This is a genomic window from Shewanella sp. FJAT-52076 (assembly GCF_019457455.1).
Lineage (GTDB): Bacteria > Pseudomonadota > Gammaproteobacteria > Enterobacterales > Shewanellaceae > Shewanella > Shewanella zhangzhouensis.
The window spans coordinates 1,802,148-1,819,741 of the sequence record NZ_CP080415.1 but is presented as its reverse complement, the minus strand read 5'-3'; the positions used below and the strand labels follow the sequence as shown (position 1 = coordinate 1,819,741).

General features: G+C 54.3%; 13 protein-coding genes, 1 tRNA gene and 1 rRNA gene. 6 read left to right on the top strand and 9 right to left on the bottom strand.

Going from position 1 to position 17,594, the window contains the following annotated elements; genetic code table 11:
• Positions 1-43: 43 nt before the first annotated feature.
• From K0H79_RS07830 to gmhB, 3 genes are all read right to left on the bottom strand, one after another.
• Positions 44-120, bottom strand: a tRNA-Ile gene (locus tag K0H79_RS07830).
• A 69-nt stretch (positions 121-189) separates the two neighbouring features.
• Positions 190-1,734: ribosomal RNA gene (locus tag K0H79_RS07825) — 16S ribosomal RNA — on the bottom strand.
• A gap of 450 nt (positions 1,735-2,184) precedes the next feature.
• Positions 2,185-2,739, bottom strand: a complete 555-nt coding sequence (gene gmhB, locus K0H79_RS07820) for a D-glycero-beta-D-manno-heptose 1,7-bisphosphate 7-phosphatase (protein ID WP_220077875.1) — start codon at positions 2,737-2,739, stop codon at positions 2,185-2,187.
• 162 nt (positions 2,740-2,901) lie between these two features.
• On the opposite strand from gmhB, the gene K0H79_RS07815 reads away from it, so the two are divergent.
• A complete protein-coding gene (locus tag K0H79_RS07815; RefSeq protein WP_220077874.1) occupies positions 2,902-4,227 on the top strand; it encodes an aminopeptidase P N-terminal domain-containing protein in 1,326 nt (441 codons plus the stop codon).
• A 78-nt stretch (positions 4,228-4,305) separates the two neighbouring features.
• Here the strand turns inward: K0H79_RS07815 and K0H79_RS07810 are convergent, their stop codons facing one another.
• Both K0H79_RS07810 and K0H79_RS07805 read right to left on the bottom strand, forming a co-directional pair.
• Entirely contained in the window at positions 4,306-5,586 is a 1,281-nt protein-coding gene (locus K0H79_RS07810; protein WP_258405496.1) for an FAD-binding oxidoreductase, read from the bottom strand.
• A gap of 25 nt (positions 5,587-5,611) precedes the next feature.
• Entirely contained in the window at positions 5,612-6,652 is a 1,041-nt protein-coding gene (locus K0H79_RS07805; protein WP_220077872.1) for a proline racemase family protein, read from the bottom strand.
• Positions 6,653-6,856: 204 nt separating this feature from the next.
• Between K0H79_RS07805 and dapA the strand changes: the two genes are divergently transcribed.
• The 5 genes from dapA (at position 6,857) to K0H79_RS07780 (ending at position 12,340) form a co-directional block, all read left to right on the top strand.
• Entirely contained in the window at positions 6,857-7,771 is a 915-nt protein-coding gene (gene dapA / locus K0H79_RS07800) for a 4-hydroxy-tetrahydrodipicolinate synthase (RefSeq protein WP_220077871.1), read from the top strand.
• A gap of 43 nt (positions 7,772-7,814) precedes the next feature.
• Positions 7,815-8,816, top strand: coding sequence for a 4-hydroxyproline epimerase (locus K0H79_RS07795; RefSeq protein WP_220077870.1), 1,002 nt, complete (start codon positions 7,815-7,817; stop codon positions 8,814-8,816).
• Positions 8,817-8,852: 36 nt separating this feature from the next.
• The gene (locus K0H79_RS07790) at positions 8,853-10,400 is read left to right on the top strand and encodes an aldehyde dehydrogenase (NADP(+)) (protein ID WP_220077869.1); all 1,548 of its coding nucleotides are present in this window, start codon (positions 8,853-8,855) and stop codon (positions 10,398-10,400) included.
• Between the two features lie 113 nt (positions 10,401-10,513).
• Positions 10,514-11,185 (top strand): GntR family transcriptional regulator, encoded by a 672-nt coding sequence (locus K0H79_RS07785; protein ID WP_220067509.1) that lies wholly within the window; start codon positions 10,514-10,516, stop codon positions 11,183-11,185.
• Between the two features lie 90 nt (positions 11,186-11,275).
• Positions 11,276-12,340, top strand: coding sequence for a ketoacyl-ACP synthase III (locus tag K0H79_RS07780; protein WP_220067508.1), 1,065 nt, complete (start codon positions 11,276-11,278; stop codon positions 12,338-12,340).
• A 165-nt stretch (positions 12,341-12,505) separates the two neighbouring features.
• Here K0H79_RS07780 and K0H79_RS07775 read toward each other — a convergent pair whose 3' ends face one another.
• The 4 genes from K0H79_RS07775 to K0H79_RS07760 all read right to left on the bottom strand — a co-directional run bounded on the left by K0H79_RS07775 (position 12,506) and on the right by K0H79_RS07760 (position 17,583).
• Positions 12,506-13,096 (bottom strand): lecithin retinol acyltransferase family protein, encoded by a 591-nt coding sequence (locus K0H79_RS07775; protein ID WP_220067507.1) that lies wholly within the window; start codon positions 13,094-13,096, stop codon positions 12,506-12,508.
• An 84-nt stretch (positions 13,097-13,180) separates the two neighbouring features.
• On the bottom strand, positions 13,181-13,867 hold the full coding sequence (locus tag K0H79_RS07770; RefSeq protein ID WP_220077868.1) for a 3'-5' exonuclease: 687 nt from the start codon (positions 13,865-13,867) through the stop codon (positions 13,181-13,183).
• Positions 13,867-15,714, bottom strand: coding sequence for a DUF294 nucleotidyltransferase-like domain-containing protein (locus K0H79_RS07765; RefSeq protein ID WP_220077867.1), 1,848 nt, complete (start codon positions 15,712-15,714; stop codon positions 13,867-13,869). Before K0H79_RS07765 ends, K0H79_RS07770 begins: the two co-directional genes overlap by 1 nt.
• A 150-nt stretch (positions 15,715-15,864) precedes the next feature.
• Positions 15,865-17,583, bottom strand: a complete 1,719-nt coding sequence (locus tag K0H79_RS07760; RefSeq protein ID WP_220067504.1) for a sodium:solute symporter family protein — start codon at positions 17,581-17,583, stop codon at positions 15,865-15,867.
• Positions 17,584-17,594 lie beyond the last annotated feature (11 nt).

Here is a 17,594-nt window from a genome sequence, read left to right as displayed (position 1 = left end):
CTGGTGTAAACGACGATGTTTCCAACGACGCATCAATGAGATTTGGTGGGTCTGAGTAGACTCGAACTACCGACCTTACGCTTATCAGGCGTACGCTCTAACCACCTGAGCTACAGACCCATCGCATTTGTCTCTATCGTCTATCAAGTAATCTGTGTGAACACTCAGCAGGATAATGTGTCGCTTAGGTAAGGAGGTGATCCAGCCCCAGGTTCCCCTAGGGCTACCTTGTTACGACTTCACCCCAGTCATGAACCACACCGTGGTAAACGCCCTCCCGAAGGTTAAGCTATCTACTTCTGGTGCAGCCCACTCCCATGGTGTGACGGGCGGTGTGTACAAGGCCCGGGAACGTATTCACCGTGGCATTCTGATCCACGATTACTAGCGATTCCGACTTCATGGAGTCGAGTTGCAGACTCCAATCCGGACTACGACCGGCTTTTTGGGATTAGCTTCACCTCGCGGCTTCGCAACCCTCTGTACCGACCATTGTAGCACGTGTGTAGCCCTACTCGTAAGGGCCATGATGACTTGACGTCGTCCCCACCTTCCTCCGGTTTATCACCGGCAGTCTCCCTAAAGTTCCCGGCATTACCCGCTGGCAAGTAAGGATAAGGGTTGCGCTCGTTGCGGGACTTAACCCAACATTTCACAACACGAGCTGACGACAGCCATGCAGCACCTGTCTCAGAGTTCCCGAAGGCACCAATCCATCTCTGGAAAGTTCTCTGGATGTCAAGAGTAGGTAAGGTTCTTCGCGTTGCATCGAATTAAACCACATGCTCCACCGCTTGTGCGGGCCCCCGTCAATTCATTTGAGTTTTAACCTTGCGGCCGTACTCCCCAGGCGGTCTACTTAATGCGTTAGCTTGAGAGCCCAGTGTTCAAGACACCAAACTCCGAGTAGACATCGTTTACGGCGTGGACTACCAGGGTATCTAATCCTGTTTGCTCCCCACGCTTTCGTGCCTGAGCGTCAGTCTTTGTCCAGGGGGCCGCCTTCGCCACCGGTATTCCTCCAGATCTCTACGCATTTCACCGCTACACCTGGAATTCTACCCCCCTCTACAAGACTCTAGTCTGCCAGTTCGAAATGCAGTTCCCAGGTTGAGCCCGGGGCTTTCACATCTCGCTTAACAGACCGCCTGCGCACGCTTTACGCCCAGTAATTCCGATTAACGCTTGCACCCTCCGTATTACCGCGGCTGCTGGCACGGAGTTAGCCGGTGCTTCTTCTGTGGGTAACGTCACAGCTGATGGGTATTAACCATCAACCTTTCCTCCCCACTGAAAGTGCTTTACAACCCGAAGGCCTTCTTCACACACGCGGCATGGCTGGATCAGGGTTTCCCCCATTGTCCAATATTCCCCACTGCTGCCTCCCGTAGGAGTCTGGGCCGTGTCTCAGTCCCAGTGTGGCTGTCCATCCTCTCAGAACAGCTAGGGATCGTCGCCTAGGTGAGCCATTACCTCACCTACTAGCTAATCCCGCCTGGGTTCATCCAATCGCGGAAGGTCCGAAGAGCCCCTCCTTTCCCCCGTAGGGCGTATGCGGTATTAGCAGTCGTTTCCAACTGTTATCCCCCTCGATTGGGCAGATCCCCAGGTATTACTCACCCGTCCGCCGCTCGCCGGCAAAGATAGCAAGCTATCTTCCCGCTGCCGCTCGACTTGCATGTGTTAGGCCTGCCGCCAGCGTTCAATCTGAGCCATGATCAAACTCTTCAATTAAAGTTTTGGTCTCAATGAATTTCTGCTGTCATGCTTTTGCATGAAAACTCGTTCATTGATAAAATCGTTTTGTCGACTTCATCAACCTGCGAGTATCCACACAGATTACTTGATAAATTTTTAAAGAGCGGGACCGTGTTCGGCATTTGCCGTCGGTCGATGGGGGCGCATTATAGGGGCTTGGTCAGCGAGCGCAAGCCCTTTTATTGAATCAATGTATCGAGTGGATATATTTTAGCCATCCGTGTATTTCTTGCCACTTTAATGCTCAACTTCATAATGCTCAACTTCACGCAAACTTCGAAAACCATAGGCTCCAAATAGAATGGAGCTCTATTGATGAGGAAGCGTCGCTTCAGTGCCTCTCTCGGTTAAGGCGCTATCGGTTAAGGCTATATCGGTTGAGGCTAACGAATCAGGTTATTGGGCAAGGCAAATCGCCAGAGACTTTTAGCTGAGCGACTTAAGATAAACCGGTACGTCGGCAATACTGTCCAATACTACGGTTGCCAAGGTCTCGCCTTTGCTGTCGACCCGCTTACCGCTTCTCACCAGGATTTTCGTTTGAATCCCTGCGGCCTCGGCGGCACGCATATCGTCAGCCTTATCGCCTACCATGACCGAATTGGCCAGATCCAATTTCAGGAATTTGGCTGCGGACTCCAGCATGCCGGGCTTGGGTTTGCGGCAGTCACAATCCTGCTTGTATTCACCGATACCTTTTTCCGGGTGATGTGGGCAGTAATAGATGCCGTCGAGATCCACGCCCTTATCGGCAAAATTCCAGTCCATCCATTCGGTCAGGCTGTGGAAGTCGTCTTCTGTATACATGCCACGGGCAATGCCTGACTGATTGGTCACCACCACCAATTTAAACCCCATGTTTTTCAATGCGAGACAGGCTTCGAATACCCCTTCAATGTACTCAAAGTCATCCACGGTATGAACATAACCATGGTCTTTATTGATGACGCCATCCCTATCCAGAAACACTGCTCGTTTCACTTCTTTCACTCCGGTTTTGCAAGTGGCGCTATTATTTCATTCCTGTTTTGGAATTGCACCGCGAACTTGGCAACTGCACGCAAGTTTTTCACTTGTTTTGGATATTGCATACAAATATCCTGTTATCCATGTTTTCCCACTTCCCCCTAAGATCTGAAGAATATGGCCGACCCAACAGATAGCGGGCTTTATGCCGCCCGTCGCAGTGCACTTCTGGACCGCGTACCACCTGCAAGCCTGATAGTGCTGGCCGGATACCAGCAAAAAGTACGCAGTAAAAACATTAAGTACCATTTCCGTCAGGATAACGACTTTTTGTATTTAACCGGCTTTGCGGAACCTGACGCCCTGGCCCTCCTTTACCGGGAAGGCAATCGTGATTGCCTTACGCTTTTTTGTCGCCCCCGTGACCAGGCTGCCGAAGTCAGTTTTGGCCAGCGTGCAGGCCCAGAAGGCGCCGTTGTCGAATATGGTGCCGACCACGCTTTTGTTATCGACGAGTTTGAGACAAGGTTACTTGAGGCGCTCAAAGGCAAGACCCAGGTTTATGTCGGCGATGAGCTAAACCGCCTGCCGACCCTTTGGCAGCTCATTAATCGTGAAAGATTTCACACTCCGTTTGACGTACCCAAGGCCTATCGGCAACTGTCAGCCTTGGGCGCTGTGCTGCATCCCATGCGGGTGATTAAGTCTGATCCGGAAATCGCACTTATCCGTCATGCGGTCAATGCCTCAATCGAAGGGCACAAGGCACTGATGCGAACCGTTGCCCCGGGTATCAATGAAGGGCTGCTCGCTGCCACCTTTATGCTGGAGATTGCCAAACATGGCTGTGTGGATGTGGGCTACCCCAACATAGTGGCCTCCGGTAACAACGCCTGCTGCCTGCATTACGAAGAAAATTGCTGTGAGGTTAAGGTGGGCGAACTGGTGCTGGTTGATGCCGGTGCCGAGTATGGCCACTACAGTGCTGACATTACCCGCACGTTCCCGGCAACTGGCCGCTTCAGCCCTGCACAGCGGCAGATCCACAACCTGGTATTGGCGGCGCTCGATGCCGCCATTGCCAGAGTGCGCCCCGGCACCCGCTGGAATCAGCTGTACGAGACCTGCATGGAGGTGATGGCCAAAGGGCTGATTGAGCTTGGCTTACTTGAAGGCCCCTTTGATGAGGTGATGAAAAGCGAAAGCTACAAACGCTTCACGGTGCATAAAACCGGCCACTGGCTGGGGATGGACGTACACGATGTAGGGCCCTATCAGGATGATCGCGGTGATTGGCGCGTATTTGAACCCGGCATGGTGTTTACCATAGAGCCCGGCATCTATATTCCAGCCGACGCCATGGACGTACCAAGCCAATATCGGGGCATGGGCGTTCGCATCGAGGACGATATTCTGGTTACCCATCAGGGCTGCGAGAATCTCTCCGCCGCCTGCCCCCGCAGCAGCGACGAAATAGAAGCCTTTATGGCCGCAGGCAGATAGCGGTGCCGGAGAGGGAATGGTGAAAAAGGCGGACCGTTGGCCGCCTTTTTATGCCTTTGAACAGCTCAGTCTGCAGGCTCAGTCAAACCGCTTTACACTGTAGGGGCTGATATCGATGGCCGGCGTCTCACCACTTATCAATTGTCCCATCAGTTCGGCGGTGCTTGCGGCCCAGGTCAGTCCCAGATGCTGATGTCCGAAAGCAAAATAGACACCTGGACTTTGGCTTTCGCCCAAAACAGGCAGACTGTCCGGAAGTGATGGCCGGAATCCCATCCAGCGCTCGCCATCAGAGACCTTAGCCCCATCAAACACTCTGGGCAAGAGCACCCTGGCGTGGGACAACAGGCAGTTGGCCCGGGCATTGGACATGGGGGCATCAAGCCCACCAAACTCAACTGTACCGGCAAGGCGGGTACCGCCTTCCATAGGCGTTATGATGAATTTGCGCTCATAGGATGCGACAGGCCTTTTAAGGCCACTCTGTTGGGGCATCATCAGGTGATAACCCCGCTCTGTTTCCAGCGGCACCCTGTGACCGAGCTTCAAGGCCAATGGCCGTGACCAGGCGCCAGCGCATAGAAGTAACTTATCGGCTTTTGTGACCTTTCCACCCACAGTCGTTACTGACGGCGTGTTTCCCCCCTGTAAAGAACTCACCGAGTTAATTTCAATCCGTCCACCCAAGGCCTTCAGGGTATCAGCCAAGGCTTCGCAAATAGCTCGGGGATTGGACGTATGCCCAACCTGAGTAAACCACAGAGCCCCGGTTATCGCATCCGATAAGCTGGGCTCGAGTGCCCTTGCTTCATCGCCGCTCAGCAAGGTAACAGCAACCCCAGCGCCGCCGTAGAGTGCAAGCTCCCGCTCCATGACTCGGATATCCCGGGTTTCAAATACCAGCAAGGAGCCATTTTCCACCAGCAAATCCGCCCTGCCGCAAAAGGTCAGCAGTTCTCTGGTAGAGGCCATCGACCGGGCATTGAGCGCTTTAATGGCATTGCCGTTGCGTTGGCGCCTTGCCGGCAGCATATTGGCGACAAAACGCAAAAACCAGGGCAAGGCCCGATGAAAATATGCCGGCCGAATACGAAAAGGCCCCAGCGGGTCAAGCAGCATTTTGGGTAGCTTGGGCAGCAAAGCAGGATCGGCCAGGGGAAAAACCTGCTCTATGGCAAAATGCCCGGCGTTACCAAAGGAGGCACCGGCGGCAACGCCCTCTTTATCCATTACCGTCACCTTAAAGCCCCGTCGGGCCAGCGTAACGGCATTGGCGAGCCCCACGACCCCCGCCCCTATCACTATCACCCGCTCGCTGACTGCATCTGGGCCATCCGGCAGACCAGCCCTTACTTTCATAGGATGAGTTTCCATACGCTTGCCCTCAACGCAGTAAAAAGCCGGTTGGAAAAATATCGTCCGGGTGAAGTAAAAACCTGTGCTCTCCGGTAATAAAGGCGCGGCCTGACACCCGTGGAATAAGCGCATCCTTGCCATGAAAATCCACCAGTTCCATGGCTTCTACGGTCATTTTCCCGCCCACAATACTCTCGATGGTCAGAGGCTCTGTCAGCCCCACTTCCCCCTTGGCACGCAGCAGAGCGATTCGTCCGGCCACACCTGTGCCCGTGGGGGAGCGATCCACTTCACCATCGGCAAAAACACACACATGGCGCGAATGCGCCCCCGGCACAGAGGTATGCCTGGAGGTAAAGATGGTGCCGTATAAAAAGCTCAGATCCTCATCAAGAGGGTGCGTTAGAGGATACGATGCCATCACCGCCTGCTTGATTCGCCTTCCCCAGTCAATCAGCTGGCTTACATTGTCTGCGCTGCACTCCAACCCCAGGGCATCAGCGTCCACGTACGCATAATAAGCGCCACCAAAGCCAATATCGAACGCCACTTTACCTATGCCCGGCACGTCGAGGGATAAATCCAATGCTTCAGCCCAGGATGGTACGTTCAAAAAGCTCGCCTGAATGCAGCCATTTTGGTCTTTTTCAGCAAAGGCACGAATAAATCCTGCCGGCGCGTCTATCCCTATTTCGGCCCGGTTTCCGTCAAAGGCGATAGCGCCGGTTTGGCACAACACGGTGGCCAGCGCCAGCACAGCATGGCCACACATGCTGGAATACCCTTCGTTGTGCAAAAACAGTACGCCGAAATCGGCGCCTTCTGACACCGGCTCAGTGAGGAGCGCACCGTACATGTCTGCGTGACCCCGGGGTTCAAACATCAACAGCTGGCGATACTCATCGAGGTGCGCTGCCAAAAACTGACGTTTTTCCAATATGGTGTTCCCGGGCACAGCGGGGTAACCCGAGGTAATGATCCTCAAAGGTTCTCCTTCCGTGTGGGCATCCAGGGTGGTTATTTGCCGAAATTGGCCAAGTAATTCAGGGCTTAACTGAACGGGTCCCATCAGGCGACTTCCTATTGTAATAATGTATGCAATATATAGTGACGAGCGACACAGATTCAAATAATCTGAAATCTGAGATTTTCTCGATTGCATTATTGTATACAGTATACTATAACTTTACGCAATGCCGAGCGCATAGCCCTGTGTCCGAATTGACAAGGCGGACAGCGTTAGACAAAAACAAGACTATTTTGAGGTTTAAAAATGAAAGTTAACTGGCAAGGCGTATATCCAGCGATTTCTACCCAATTCAATGAAGATGGCTCTATCAACTTCGCCTCCAACACCCGTATGTTGGAACAACTTATCCAGGATGGCATCAACGGCATCATCGCCCTGGGAACCATAGGTGAAAACGCGTCTTTGAGCGCCGAAGAAAAACGTGCCTTTCTGAAACACACAGTCGAAACCGTTGCCGGACGTATTCCAGTAATTGCCGGTTGTACCGAAAACACTGCCCAGTTAGCCATCCAGTATGTCCAGGATGTGGAAGCCATAGGGGTTGACGGGGTCATGCTGCTACCAGCCGTGGTTTACCGTGGCACCGACCGTGAAGTGCTGACCCACTACCAGATGGTTGCCCGTGCCACCAGTCTGCCTATCATGATCTATAACAACCCTGTGAGTTATGGCGTTGATATTAATTTGGAAATGACCGCAACTCTCGCCAACGAGCCCAACATAGTGGCGATCAAGGAATCCACCACGGACACCCGCCGCCTCACCGAGTTGCAAAGCCGCTTTGGCGATCGTTTCACCCTGTTCTGCGGCGTGGACGATATCGCGCTGGAATCTCTGCTACTGGGTGCCACCGGTTGGATTTCCGGCCTGACCAACGTGTTCCCCCGTGAGTCGGTCACCCTTTATAAGCTCGCCTGCGCCGGTCGCATTGAAGAAGCCCGCGAAATCTATCGCTGGTTTATGCCGCTGCTGCGCCTCGATACCATTCCGACGCTCGTGCAGTGCATCAAGTTCGCCGAGCAACTGGCCGGTCGTGGCAACGAGCAGGTGCGCATGCCCCGCATGACACTCATCGGCGATGAGCGGGCCTACGTTGAGAAAGTCGTGGGTGAAGCCATGGCCAATCGCATCGATTTGTCCAAATACAATCTGGACTGATAGCCAAGAGCGATAAAAACAAGACTACCGGAGCTCTACGACTATGATGAAAGGTACATTTTTCTGCGTTGATGCTCATACCTGCGGTAACCCAGTGCGGTTGGTCACCAGTGGCCATCCGCACCTTCAGGGCCGCACCATGAGTGAAAAACGCCAGGACTTCCTCGCCAACCACGACTGGATCCGTAAGGCATTGATGTTTGAGCCCCGTGGCCACGACATGATGTCGGGTTCGTTCCTGTACCCACCCTGCTCAGAGAATGCCGATGCCGCCATCCTGTTTATCGAAACCAGCGGCTGTTTGCCCATGTGCGGACACGGCACCATAGGCACCATCACGGCCGCCATCGAAACCGGGCTGCTGAAACCAAAAACACCCGGCAAGCTGGTGCTGGATGTGCCCGCAGGGCAAATCGAAATTGATTATCAGCAAACCGGTGCCAAAGTGGATTGGGTACGCATCTATAATGTGCCAGCCTATCTGGCCCACAAAGACGCTATTCTCGATATCCCAGGCCTTGGCACCCTCAAGGTTGATGTGTCCTACGGCGGCAATTACTACGTGATTGTCGACCCACAGGAGAACTTTCCCGGCCTGCGTCATTGGAGCGCCACTGACATTTTGCGCTGGAGCCCGATTGTGCGCCAGGTGGCCCACGACACCCTCAGCTGTATTCACCCCAACGACCCTACTGTGCGCGGTGTGTCCCACGTGCTGTGGACTGGCGACACCATCAGTGAAGGATCCGACGGTGCCAATGCGGTGTTTTATGGCGATAAGGCCATTGACCGTTCTCCATGCGGCACAGGCACCAGCGCCCGCCTCGCTCAGCTTTACGCCCGCGGCAAGCTCAAGGTTGGTGACAGCTATACCCATGAGAGCATCATCGGCAGCCAATTTATCGGCCGCATCGAGTCTGCCACCAAGGTCGGCGACTATGATGCCATCCGCCCCAGTATTCAGGGCTGGGCCCGGGTATTTGGCCAAAACGCCATCACAGTGGATGACTCAGACCCCTATGCATTTGGGTTCCAGGTCGTGTAACCCGGTTATCCATTTAAGATATTTAAAGGAGTCATTATGACCACCGTTCTCTGTGGCCGGCATTTCATTGCCCATGAATGGCAACAAAGTGGACCCACCTTTACCCGTTTCAACCCCAACACCAACGAGGTGTTGCCCGGCGAGTTCTGCCAGGGCACAGCTTCTGAGGTTGAAGCTGCGGCCATTGCGGCGGATGCCGCCTTCTGGGAATTCCAGCAAACGTCCGCCGACCAAAAGGCAAATCTGCTGGAAACCATGGCAAGCGAAATTGAGCAGGATGGCGACGTCATTGTTGCCTGTGCCATGTTGGAGTCGGGCCTGCCCGAAGCGCGTCTGAAGGGCGAACTTGGCCGCACCACGGGCCAGCTGCGGCTCTTTGCCAGTGTTCTTCGTGAGCCCTATGCCCCGCTTTTGATGGACAAGGCCAACCCCGAGCGCCAGCCGCTGCCCAAGCCGGAGTTAAAATTGGGCCTACTGCCCCTTGGGGTGGTGGCCGTATTCGGCGCATCCAACTTTCCGCTGGCGTTCTCCACCGCCGGTGGCGATACCGCTTCTGCACTGGCGGCCGGCTGCGCTGTCATCGTCAAGGGCCATCCGTCCCATCCTGGCACCAGCGAGTTGGTAGCCCGGGCAATGGCAAGAGCCATCGAGCAATCCGGTATGCCGAAGGGGCTATTTTCACTTATCCAGGGCAATGAACCGTCGCTTTCAGTGGCGCTCGTTGAACATCCGCTGGTGAAAGCCGTTGGCTTTACCGGGTCTCTTAAGGTCGGACGCCTTCTTGCTGACCGCTGTGCTCAGCGCCCCGAACCCATTCCCTTTTACGGTGAGCTGGGTTCAGTGAATCCTCAGCTTCTGCTGCCCGGCAGACTCGCGAGAGATGCAGTGACCCTCGCCGAGGCGCAGGTCAATTCCATGATGATGGGCCATGGGCAGTTTTGCACAAGCCCGGGACTGGTCATTGCCATCAAAGGCCCGGGGCTTGAGAGCTATCTTGCGGCCTTATCCGACATTGCCAGCCGCCAAAGTGCCTCTGCCATGTTAAGCGCCGGGATCTGCCACGCTTTTAATCAGGCTGTCAGTGCCGTGGTGCCAAAAGTGAACGTCATTGCCCAGGGACAAGCGGCCGAAGCGGCGCACCACAGCCGACCGCTGATTGCCAGCATTGCGGCAAGCACCTTAACTAAGCAACCCGAACTGCTCGAAGAAGTCTTTGGTCCCTTCGCCCTGGTTGCGATTTGTGAAACAAAGAATGAGATGTTTGAGCTAGTGAAACGCCTCCCCGGCCAGCTGACCGGAAGCATCCACGGGCTGGAAACAGAAGTCACAGACTTCAGTGACATCATTGACCGACTGGCCTTTAAAGTAGGCCGCATCATGTTCAATCAAATGCCAACCGGGGTTGAAGTAGCCCGAGCCATGAACCACGGGGGCCCCTACCCCGCCAGTACCGACAGCCGCTCCACATCGGTGGGCGCCGAAGCCATGAAGCGCTTTATGCGACCCATTTGCTACCAAAATATGCCTGACGTGCTGTTGCCCAATGAGCTTAAAGCCTCGTCGAGGCGGTTGATGATGTTCTAAACTACCGAAAAATTGAACGAATTGATAAAGGGAAACCCATGGTTTCCCTTTATTTATGGCTGAGTTGGCGTTAATCTTAGGCGATCAAAAAGTCTTGGTATAAAAAATAAAAAATGAGTCGACACACGCCTATTGTCCATAAAACTCGTACTCAGGTCGTGGTAGAAGTACTCAGAGAGAAAATTCTCTCCGGGGAAATTGCTGCCGGAGAGCCCTTGCGTCAGAGCGCATTGGCCGAAGCGCTTAATGTAAGCCGTATTCCTGTCCGTGAAGCCCTGTTGCAACTTGAAGCCGAAGGTCTGGTGAAGTTTGAGGCCCACAAAGGTGCCACCGCCACCGAGCTGTCTGTCGCACAGGTAACCGAATTGTTTGAACTCAGGGCGCTGATTGAAACAGATCTGCTTGCAAAAGCCATCCCGAATCTGCAAGATGAAGACCTGATCCAGGCCGAGAAAGTGCTGGAACAACTGGAATCTGCTTTTAAACAAGAAGATGCAGTTGGAAGCTGGGCCGAGCTCAACACCAAATTCCATACTACGCTGTATCAGGCTGCCAACCGTCCACACACATTGGAAGTGGTTCACGGTTTAAATACCAATTGTGACCGTTATATTCGGCTGCAGTTGTTGCTGACCGGCGGTATCCCGCGGGCCGAGCAAGATCACAGAGATCTGCTGACTTATTGCAAGCAGAAACAAACCGACAAGGCCGTCGTCCTGCTGCGCGAGCACATACTGCACGCGGCAGAATCCATTCGCGATCTGGTTGCCGAACAGGTCAAATGATAAAAGACAACAGGCTGTTTTCCAAAGCCCTGTTGTCGGATATTCAAGGCAGTCCCAAGGCACTGCCTTTTTTGTTTGAGAGAATTATCAATGCAGTACGCCACCATTACCGGTTGGGGCAAATGTGTTCCCCCTGCCGTTCTGACCAACCATGATCTCGCCACCTTCATCGACACGTCCGATGAATGGATTAAGCCCAGAACCGGGATCAGTCAGCGCCATGTCAGCCACGTCAATACCTCAGAGCTGGCCAGCGTGGCCGCCCAGCGCGCCCTGGCAGCTGCCGGTATCGACGGCAGCGAACTGGACATGATTATTCTGGCCACCGCAAGCCCGGATACCCTGATCCCCAACATCGCCTCTACCGTACAGGCCAATGTGGGCGCGCGCTGCGCAGCCTTTGACATCAACGCCGCCTGCTCGGGTTTCCTGTATGGCCTCGGTCTTGCCAGCTCGCAAATCAAGAGCGGCCAGTGCAAAAAGGTGTTGGTGATTGGTGCTGAGCGTCTGACCTTCTATTTGGACTGGTCTCGCCGTGAAACGGCCGTGCTCTTTGGTGACGGCGCCGGTGCCGTGGTAGTGGAAGCCAGCGACGTTCCCGGCGGCGTGTTGGGCTATGAGCTCAATAACGACCCCGATGGCCGCGATATCCTCAAGGCCGGTTTCGGCACTGCCATGGACAGATTCAGCGCAGAATCGCTGGACTTTTATATCCAGTTTGATGGCCAGGAAATCTTCAAGCGCGCCATTAATGGCATGGGTAAGCTGAGTGCCCAGGTGCTGGAAAAATGTGGCGTGGACAAGGATGCGGTAGATTTGGTAATCCCCCATCAGGCCAACGAGCGCATTATCGATACTCTGGTCAGCAAAATGCGCATTCCGAAAGAAAAAGCGTTCGTCAACATTGCCAACTACGGCAATACGTCGGCCGCGACTATCCCAATCGCCATTTGTGACGCGTTGGAAAAAGGCCTGATCAAACCCAATGACACCATTCTGTCCTGTGCGTTTGGTGCCGGCCTGACGTCAGCAGCATTGCTGCTGAAATGGGGCGAGCGGGTAACACCTGTGAGCATCAGCGATGCCGAATTGCCGCCCTGCGATCAAACCGGCATTGAGCTGGTTAGCCGCGCCGTGAATTACTTCTGCAAGTAATATCAGTTTTAAAAAAGCCACCTTCGGGTGGCTTTTTTGCTTTCAGGGTACTGCATCGGGTGCAAATAAGCCTCATCCCCACAGTGGATGAAGCCATAGATAATTCAGCACGAGTTCACCCATCCTGGGCCACGGCTGGATTGCGACCCGTCAATCTCAGACAACTCATTCCCGCGGATATGCCAGCCTGGCCTCGTCCCAATAGATGGCTTTGCCATAAAAAGCGGCCACCAATTCATTGAGCTCACCAAAGCCCTTGATTTCCCTGTCATCGCCACTGATGCAATGCCACACAAATCGATGACAGTTGTTTTCCAATAAGTCGTAATCACGATACTGAAACAGTGCCATGGCCGCTCTTTCTGTGGCCATTTCGTGTGCCAGCGCCTGATGGTTGGCGTCTGCCGCCACAAAAATGCGGCTGCCGGTACGGCCATGGAGGAAGCGCTGCGCCGACACGGCGCGGATAAGACCACTGCCGTGCAGCTCAGCAATCAGACCATCACCAAGGTAAATACCAGTATGTTCAATCACACCAAACACATGACAACACATCAAAGCCCCTGGCAGCGGCGTACTTTGTTTGCCTCCGGTTTGCCAGGTGCTGGGCGACAGCACCACAGGTTTGTCAGCGTGCTCAACAGCCGTTTGGCCGCGGGCACGCTGATACTGCAAGCGGCGACGTGACTCCCGGGCATCCGCCATGGCCAGCGCGCCGAGTGCGGCGCCACCAATCCAGAGAAGGGGTAAAGGCATACGCGCTCCCAAAGGAATGAACATTCACTGAAGAGTAGAACCAAAGCGCCTGAAAACAGAATGAAAATCTGTAAATGAATATGACTAGTCGCAGAGAGTGACGAGCTCGTCAATACGGGTACGGACACCGCCGATAGCGGCAAGCTGTGCCAACAAGAGTTCAGCGCAGGACAGTGCGTCTGTCAGTGCATTGTGGGCATCGTAAACCGGCAAACCATATCTATGCCGACTGGCGCCAAGTCTCAGACTCCCCTCCTGGATCACTTCATGTACCCGAAGCAGTCGCTGCCGCTCCAACGCCAGGGTATCTATGGCCAGTATTGGCATGCTTATCCCGAGGCAGCGGCTCATGTTGGCGCGGATAAAGGCCAAATCCAGAGGTGCATGGTGAGCCACCAGGATTCTGCCGCGCATTTTTTGCATCAGCCAGTTCATGGCATCGGCCAAGGGCAGCGCATTGTGAAGCTCTCTATCAGTGATCCCATGAATAACCGCGCTCTGCCCCACACTGCCCTGAATTTCCACCAATACCGACTCGGCGCCCTGCAGCTGGATAACACCGCCGTCGATGGGCACTACGCCGATGGCCAGGATCTGATCTCTTCCGGGGTCCAGTCCTGTCATTTCAAGGTCCAGCGCCAGCATGGGTGCCATTTCTGCCGTCGCACTGAGCAGGACTCTTTGGCTATCGACGAGGGTGCGCGCAAGACCATCGTCCAATGCACGGCTGCGCCACCACAGGCGCGGGCGTAAAAATGCGCGGGAGACCATTAAAAGCTCCGCATAAATTTAAGCCTGAGCCCCGACTGGGCATCATGCACCACTTTGAAGGCATCCCGTAATTGGTGACGAACCAGAGAAGATAACTGCTGCGGCTTGAGATAGTTACTGATCTCCTGTCCTTGCCGGTGTTGTACCCCCTGATTGGCAAGACGCATATGGGCGATAAATTCGTGGGCATCGGCGAGATTAAGCGCATCTTTACGGCCAATCACGCCAAGTTCCATCAGGGCGCGAATACGCTTGGCGGTATTCACCTCTTTGATGCCCGCTGACAGGGCATATACACGGGCAATGTCATTAATCAGCGCGTTACCTTTGTGTTTTAAATCAATACCTTTTACCTCGGAGCCATCCCGCTCGAGCACAAACTTGCGAAAGAACCCCAGAGGCGGCGCCTCGGTAAGGCTGTTGCCCGCCATGCCGGCGAGAAAAATGTCATTGTCCCTGGTTCCCGCAAGCACCTTGTCCTGCAGCGCATCGAACAGGCTTTGAGGACCAAACACGGGCCGCATATCGAAAAATATCGAGGCGTGCATCAAGGCCTTGGGCTCGGGCGCCCTGACCCAGTTGTCGAAGACCTGTTGCCAGCGCTCCAGAGACATGCGCCATTTGGGGTTTTGCGCCATGATATCACCCGGACAAAAGCGGTATCCGCACTCATCAAGCCCACTGCAAACGGCGCGGCTCAGTGCCTCAAAATAGCCGGCGGCATGCTCGTCAGGCTCACCGGCAAGCAACAACCCATTATCCTGATCTGAGCAGGCGGCCTGATCCTGGCGCCCCTGGGAGCCAAAGGCGAGCCAGCAAAACGCCATGGGCGCCTGCCCCAAAATCTGCTGATTGACCAGTATCAGCCTCCTGGTCAGGGCGTCTGTCACCGACGTCAACACCCGGCCAATTTCTTCGGCTCTGGCATCGGCACTGATAAGGCTTTGAAGTAGTTCGGGGATTTTTTTGCTGACTGAAATTAAACTGGCCACATCCTTTTGCCGCTCGATTTCACCAATCAGCATTAAAGGTTGCGAGCCCTGGCTTCGCAGAATATCAGTGCTGGATATCACCCCCACCGGGGTATCGCCGTCCAGCACCGGCAAATGATGGATATTGCGCTCGCTCATGGCGAGCATGGCCTCGAATACCAAGGCCCCAGCCCCTATGGTCACCGGATTTCGGGTCATGGCCTGATGTACCGGCAGTGCGCCGTCAAAACCTTCGGCGAGCACCCGGTTACGCAAGTCTCTATCGGTAAGAATGCCGCAGAGTTTGTGATGGTCTGTCACCAGCAGTGATGACACCCGGGCATCGCGCATCATCATCGCCGCCTGGCGTATGCTGTGGTTGCAGTCTATGGTGAGCGGCGAGCCCGTCATCAGTGAGCTGATACGGCTCGTGGTGGTCAGCTCCTTGGCCTTGAATCTGCCCTGATGGCGCAACCTTTTGGCAAAGGCACGGTTAAAAAAGCGGTCAAATTCACGGCTTTCCTGGCGTAAGCTGTTGAACATATCCGGGCTCAGTTGATACACCAGCCCATCTTCCAGAATGGCCACCTTATTGGAAATCGCCTCACCACTGAGCAACGACGGGAAGCCAAAGAAGTCCCCTTCCCCCAGGCGGTCAACCAGCTCTCCCTCTTCATCACGCACCTCAAAGGCGCCGCTGCGGACGATATAGAGCCTTGGATGGGATTCATCCAGGGGAACATGCCCCATGGACTTACTGTAGTAAGCCACACTCAGATGCCGTACACAGGCCAGCAAAGAGGCATCCGACAGAGAGTCAAAAGGGACCAATTGCCTGAGAAACTGGGTTAGGGGCTGAATTTCGCTGGCATCCATACAAATCATCCGCTTAGTGCAAATATACGCCTTGTGCATCCACTATAAGGCAGCTGCATTCAATGTCACCATACGACCTAAGTAAAATCCTGCATCCATAAAGAAAAACGGCGCCGATGCGCCGTTTTTTATTAACCCTTATGGGCAGTATCAGTGATCCTGTGCGCCACCGGCACCTTTAGGGAAACGGATACCTTCAACCATTTCTTCCACATGGGCAGGTACGGCAGAAGTCAGCTTGGCTACAATAACCGCCACAGCAAAGTTAATCAGCATACCAATCATACCGATACCTTCAGGGGAGATGCCGAACAGCCAGTTGGCGGGTACGTTAGCCGCAGGGTTTACAAACTTGAAGTAAACGATGTAAGCCGCAGTAAAGCCCAGACCAACCACCATACCGGCGATAGCGCCTTCTTTGTTCATCTTCTTGGAGAAGATGCCCATTACAATGGCAGGGAACAGTGAAGATGCAGCCAGACCGAAGGCGAACGCCACTACTGCTGCCACAAATCCGGGTGGGTGGATACCAAAGTAACCGGCAATCACGATGCCCACGGCCGCTGCAATACGGGCGTACAACAGCTCCTGTTTATCCGAGATATTGGGTGCGAAGCCTTTCTTCATCAGGTCGTGTGACACTGACGTTGAAATCACCAACAAGAGACCTGCAGAAGTCGACAAGGCCGCAGCCAGACCACCGGCAGCCACCAGAGCGATAACCCAGGCTGGCAGATTGGCAATTTCAGGGGTCGCCAACACCATGATGTCACGGTCGATGTTCATCTCATTGGCATCGCCCTTGGTGTAGTACATCTTGCCGTCACCGTTCTTGTCGTCCCACTTGATAAGACCGGTCTTTTCCCAGTTTTTGATCCAACCTGGTGCTGTCTCATAGGCCACACCAGTGGCATCTGGACCATTAATGGTTTCAATCATGTTAACGCGGGAGAAGGCTGCCAGTGCTGGCACTGTGGTGTACATGATAGCGATGAACACCAGCGCCCAACCGGCACTGGAACGAGCATCTTTTACGCGAGGTACGGTGAAGAAGCGTACGATAACGTGTGGCAGACCGGCAGTACCCACCATCAGGGCTGCAGTGATTGCAAACACATCAATCATGCTCTTGGAACCTTCGGTGTACTGGGAGAACCCTAGCTCCGTAGACAGACCATCGAGCTTATCCAGCAGATACACACCTGTGCCGTTACCGGCAGCATCAATCAGCTCAGCACCGAAACCCAGCTGAGGAATGATGTGACCCGTCATCATCACAGAGATGAAAATAGCAGGCACCATAAAGGCGAAGATAAGTACGCAGTATTGGGCAACCTGGGTGTAGGTGATACCCTTCATACCGCCGAGTACGGCGTAGAAGAACACCACTGCCATACCAATGTATACGCCGGTATCCACGTCTACTTCAAGGAAGCGGGAGAACACCACGCCCACACCGCGCATCTGACCTGCAATATAGGTAAAGCAGATAAAGATGGCACAGACCACGGCAACAGTACGCGCCGCCTGAGAGTAGTAACGCTCACCGATAAAGTCAGGTACGGTAAACTTACCAAACTTACGAAGGTACGGTGCCATACACAGCGCCAGCAGCACATAACCACCGGTCCAGCCCATCAGGTATACAGAGCCGTCATAGCCCACGAAGGACACGATACCGGCCAGAGAGATAAAAGACGCCGCGGACATCCAGTCGGCCGCAGTGGCCATACCGTTCATCACAGGGGGAACGCCGCCACCGGCTACGTAGAATTCTTTGGTCGAACCGGCACGGGACCAGATAGCGATACCTATATAAAGGGCAAATGAGAGCCCCACAATCAGGTATGTCAGAGTTTTAACATCCATTGCAGTGCTCC

Excerpts from the sequence above, each read along its gene's own strand:
- K0H79_RS07815 (WP_220077874.1), top strand. The coding sequence starts at position 2,902 with ATGGCCGACCCAACAGATAGCGGGCTTTATGCCGCCCGTCGCAGTGCA.
- K0H79_RS07810 (WP_258405496.1), bottom strand. The coding sequence starts at position 5,586 with ATGAAAGTAAGGGCTGGTCTGCCGGATGGCCCAGATGCAGTCAGCGAG.
- K0H79_RS07805 (WP_220077872.1), bottom strand. The coding sequence starts at position 6,652 with ATGGGACCCGTTCAGTTAAGCCCTGAATTACTTGGCCAATTTCGGCAA.
- dapA (WP_220077871.1), top strand. The coding sequence starts at position 6,857 with ATGAAAGTTAACTGGCAAGGCGTATATCCAGCGATTTCTACCCAATTC.
- K0H79_RS07795 (WP_220077870.1), top strand. The coding sequence starts at position 7,815 with ATGATGAAAGGTACATTTTTCTGCGTTGATGCTCATACCTGCGGTAAC.
- K0H79_RS07790 (WP_220077869.1), top strand. The coding sequence starts at position 8,853 with ATGACCACCGTTCTCTGTGGCCGGCATTTCATTGCCCATGAATGGCAA.
- K0H79_RS07785 (WP_220067509.1), top strand. The coding sequence starts at position 10,514 with ATGAGTCGACACACGCCTATTGTCCATAAAACTCGTACTCAGGTCGTG.
- K0H79_RS07780 (WP_220067508.1), top strand. The coding sequence starts at position 11,276 with ATGCAGTACGCCACCATTACCGGTTGGGGCAAATGTGTTCCCCCTGCC.
- K0H79_RS07775 (WP_220067507.1), bottom strand. The coding sequence starts at position 13,096 with ATGCCTTTACCCCTTCTCTGGATTGGTGGCGCCGCACTCGGCGCGCTG.
- K0H79_RS07770 (WP_220077868.1), bottom strand. The coding sequence starts at position 13,867 with ATGGTCTCCCGCGCATTTTTACGCCCGCGCCTGTGGTGGCGCAGCCGT.
- K0H79_RS07765 (WP_220077867.1), bottom strand. The coding sequence starts at position 15,714 with ATGGATGCCAGCGAAATTCAGCCCCTAACCCAGTTTCTCAGGCAATTG.
- K0H79_RS07760 (WP_220067504.1), bottom strand. The coding sequence starts at position 17,583 with ATGGATGTTAAAACTCTGACATACCTGATTGTGGGGCTCTCATTTGCC.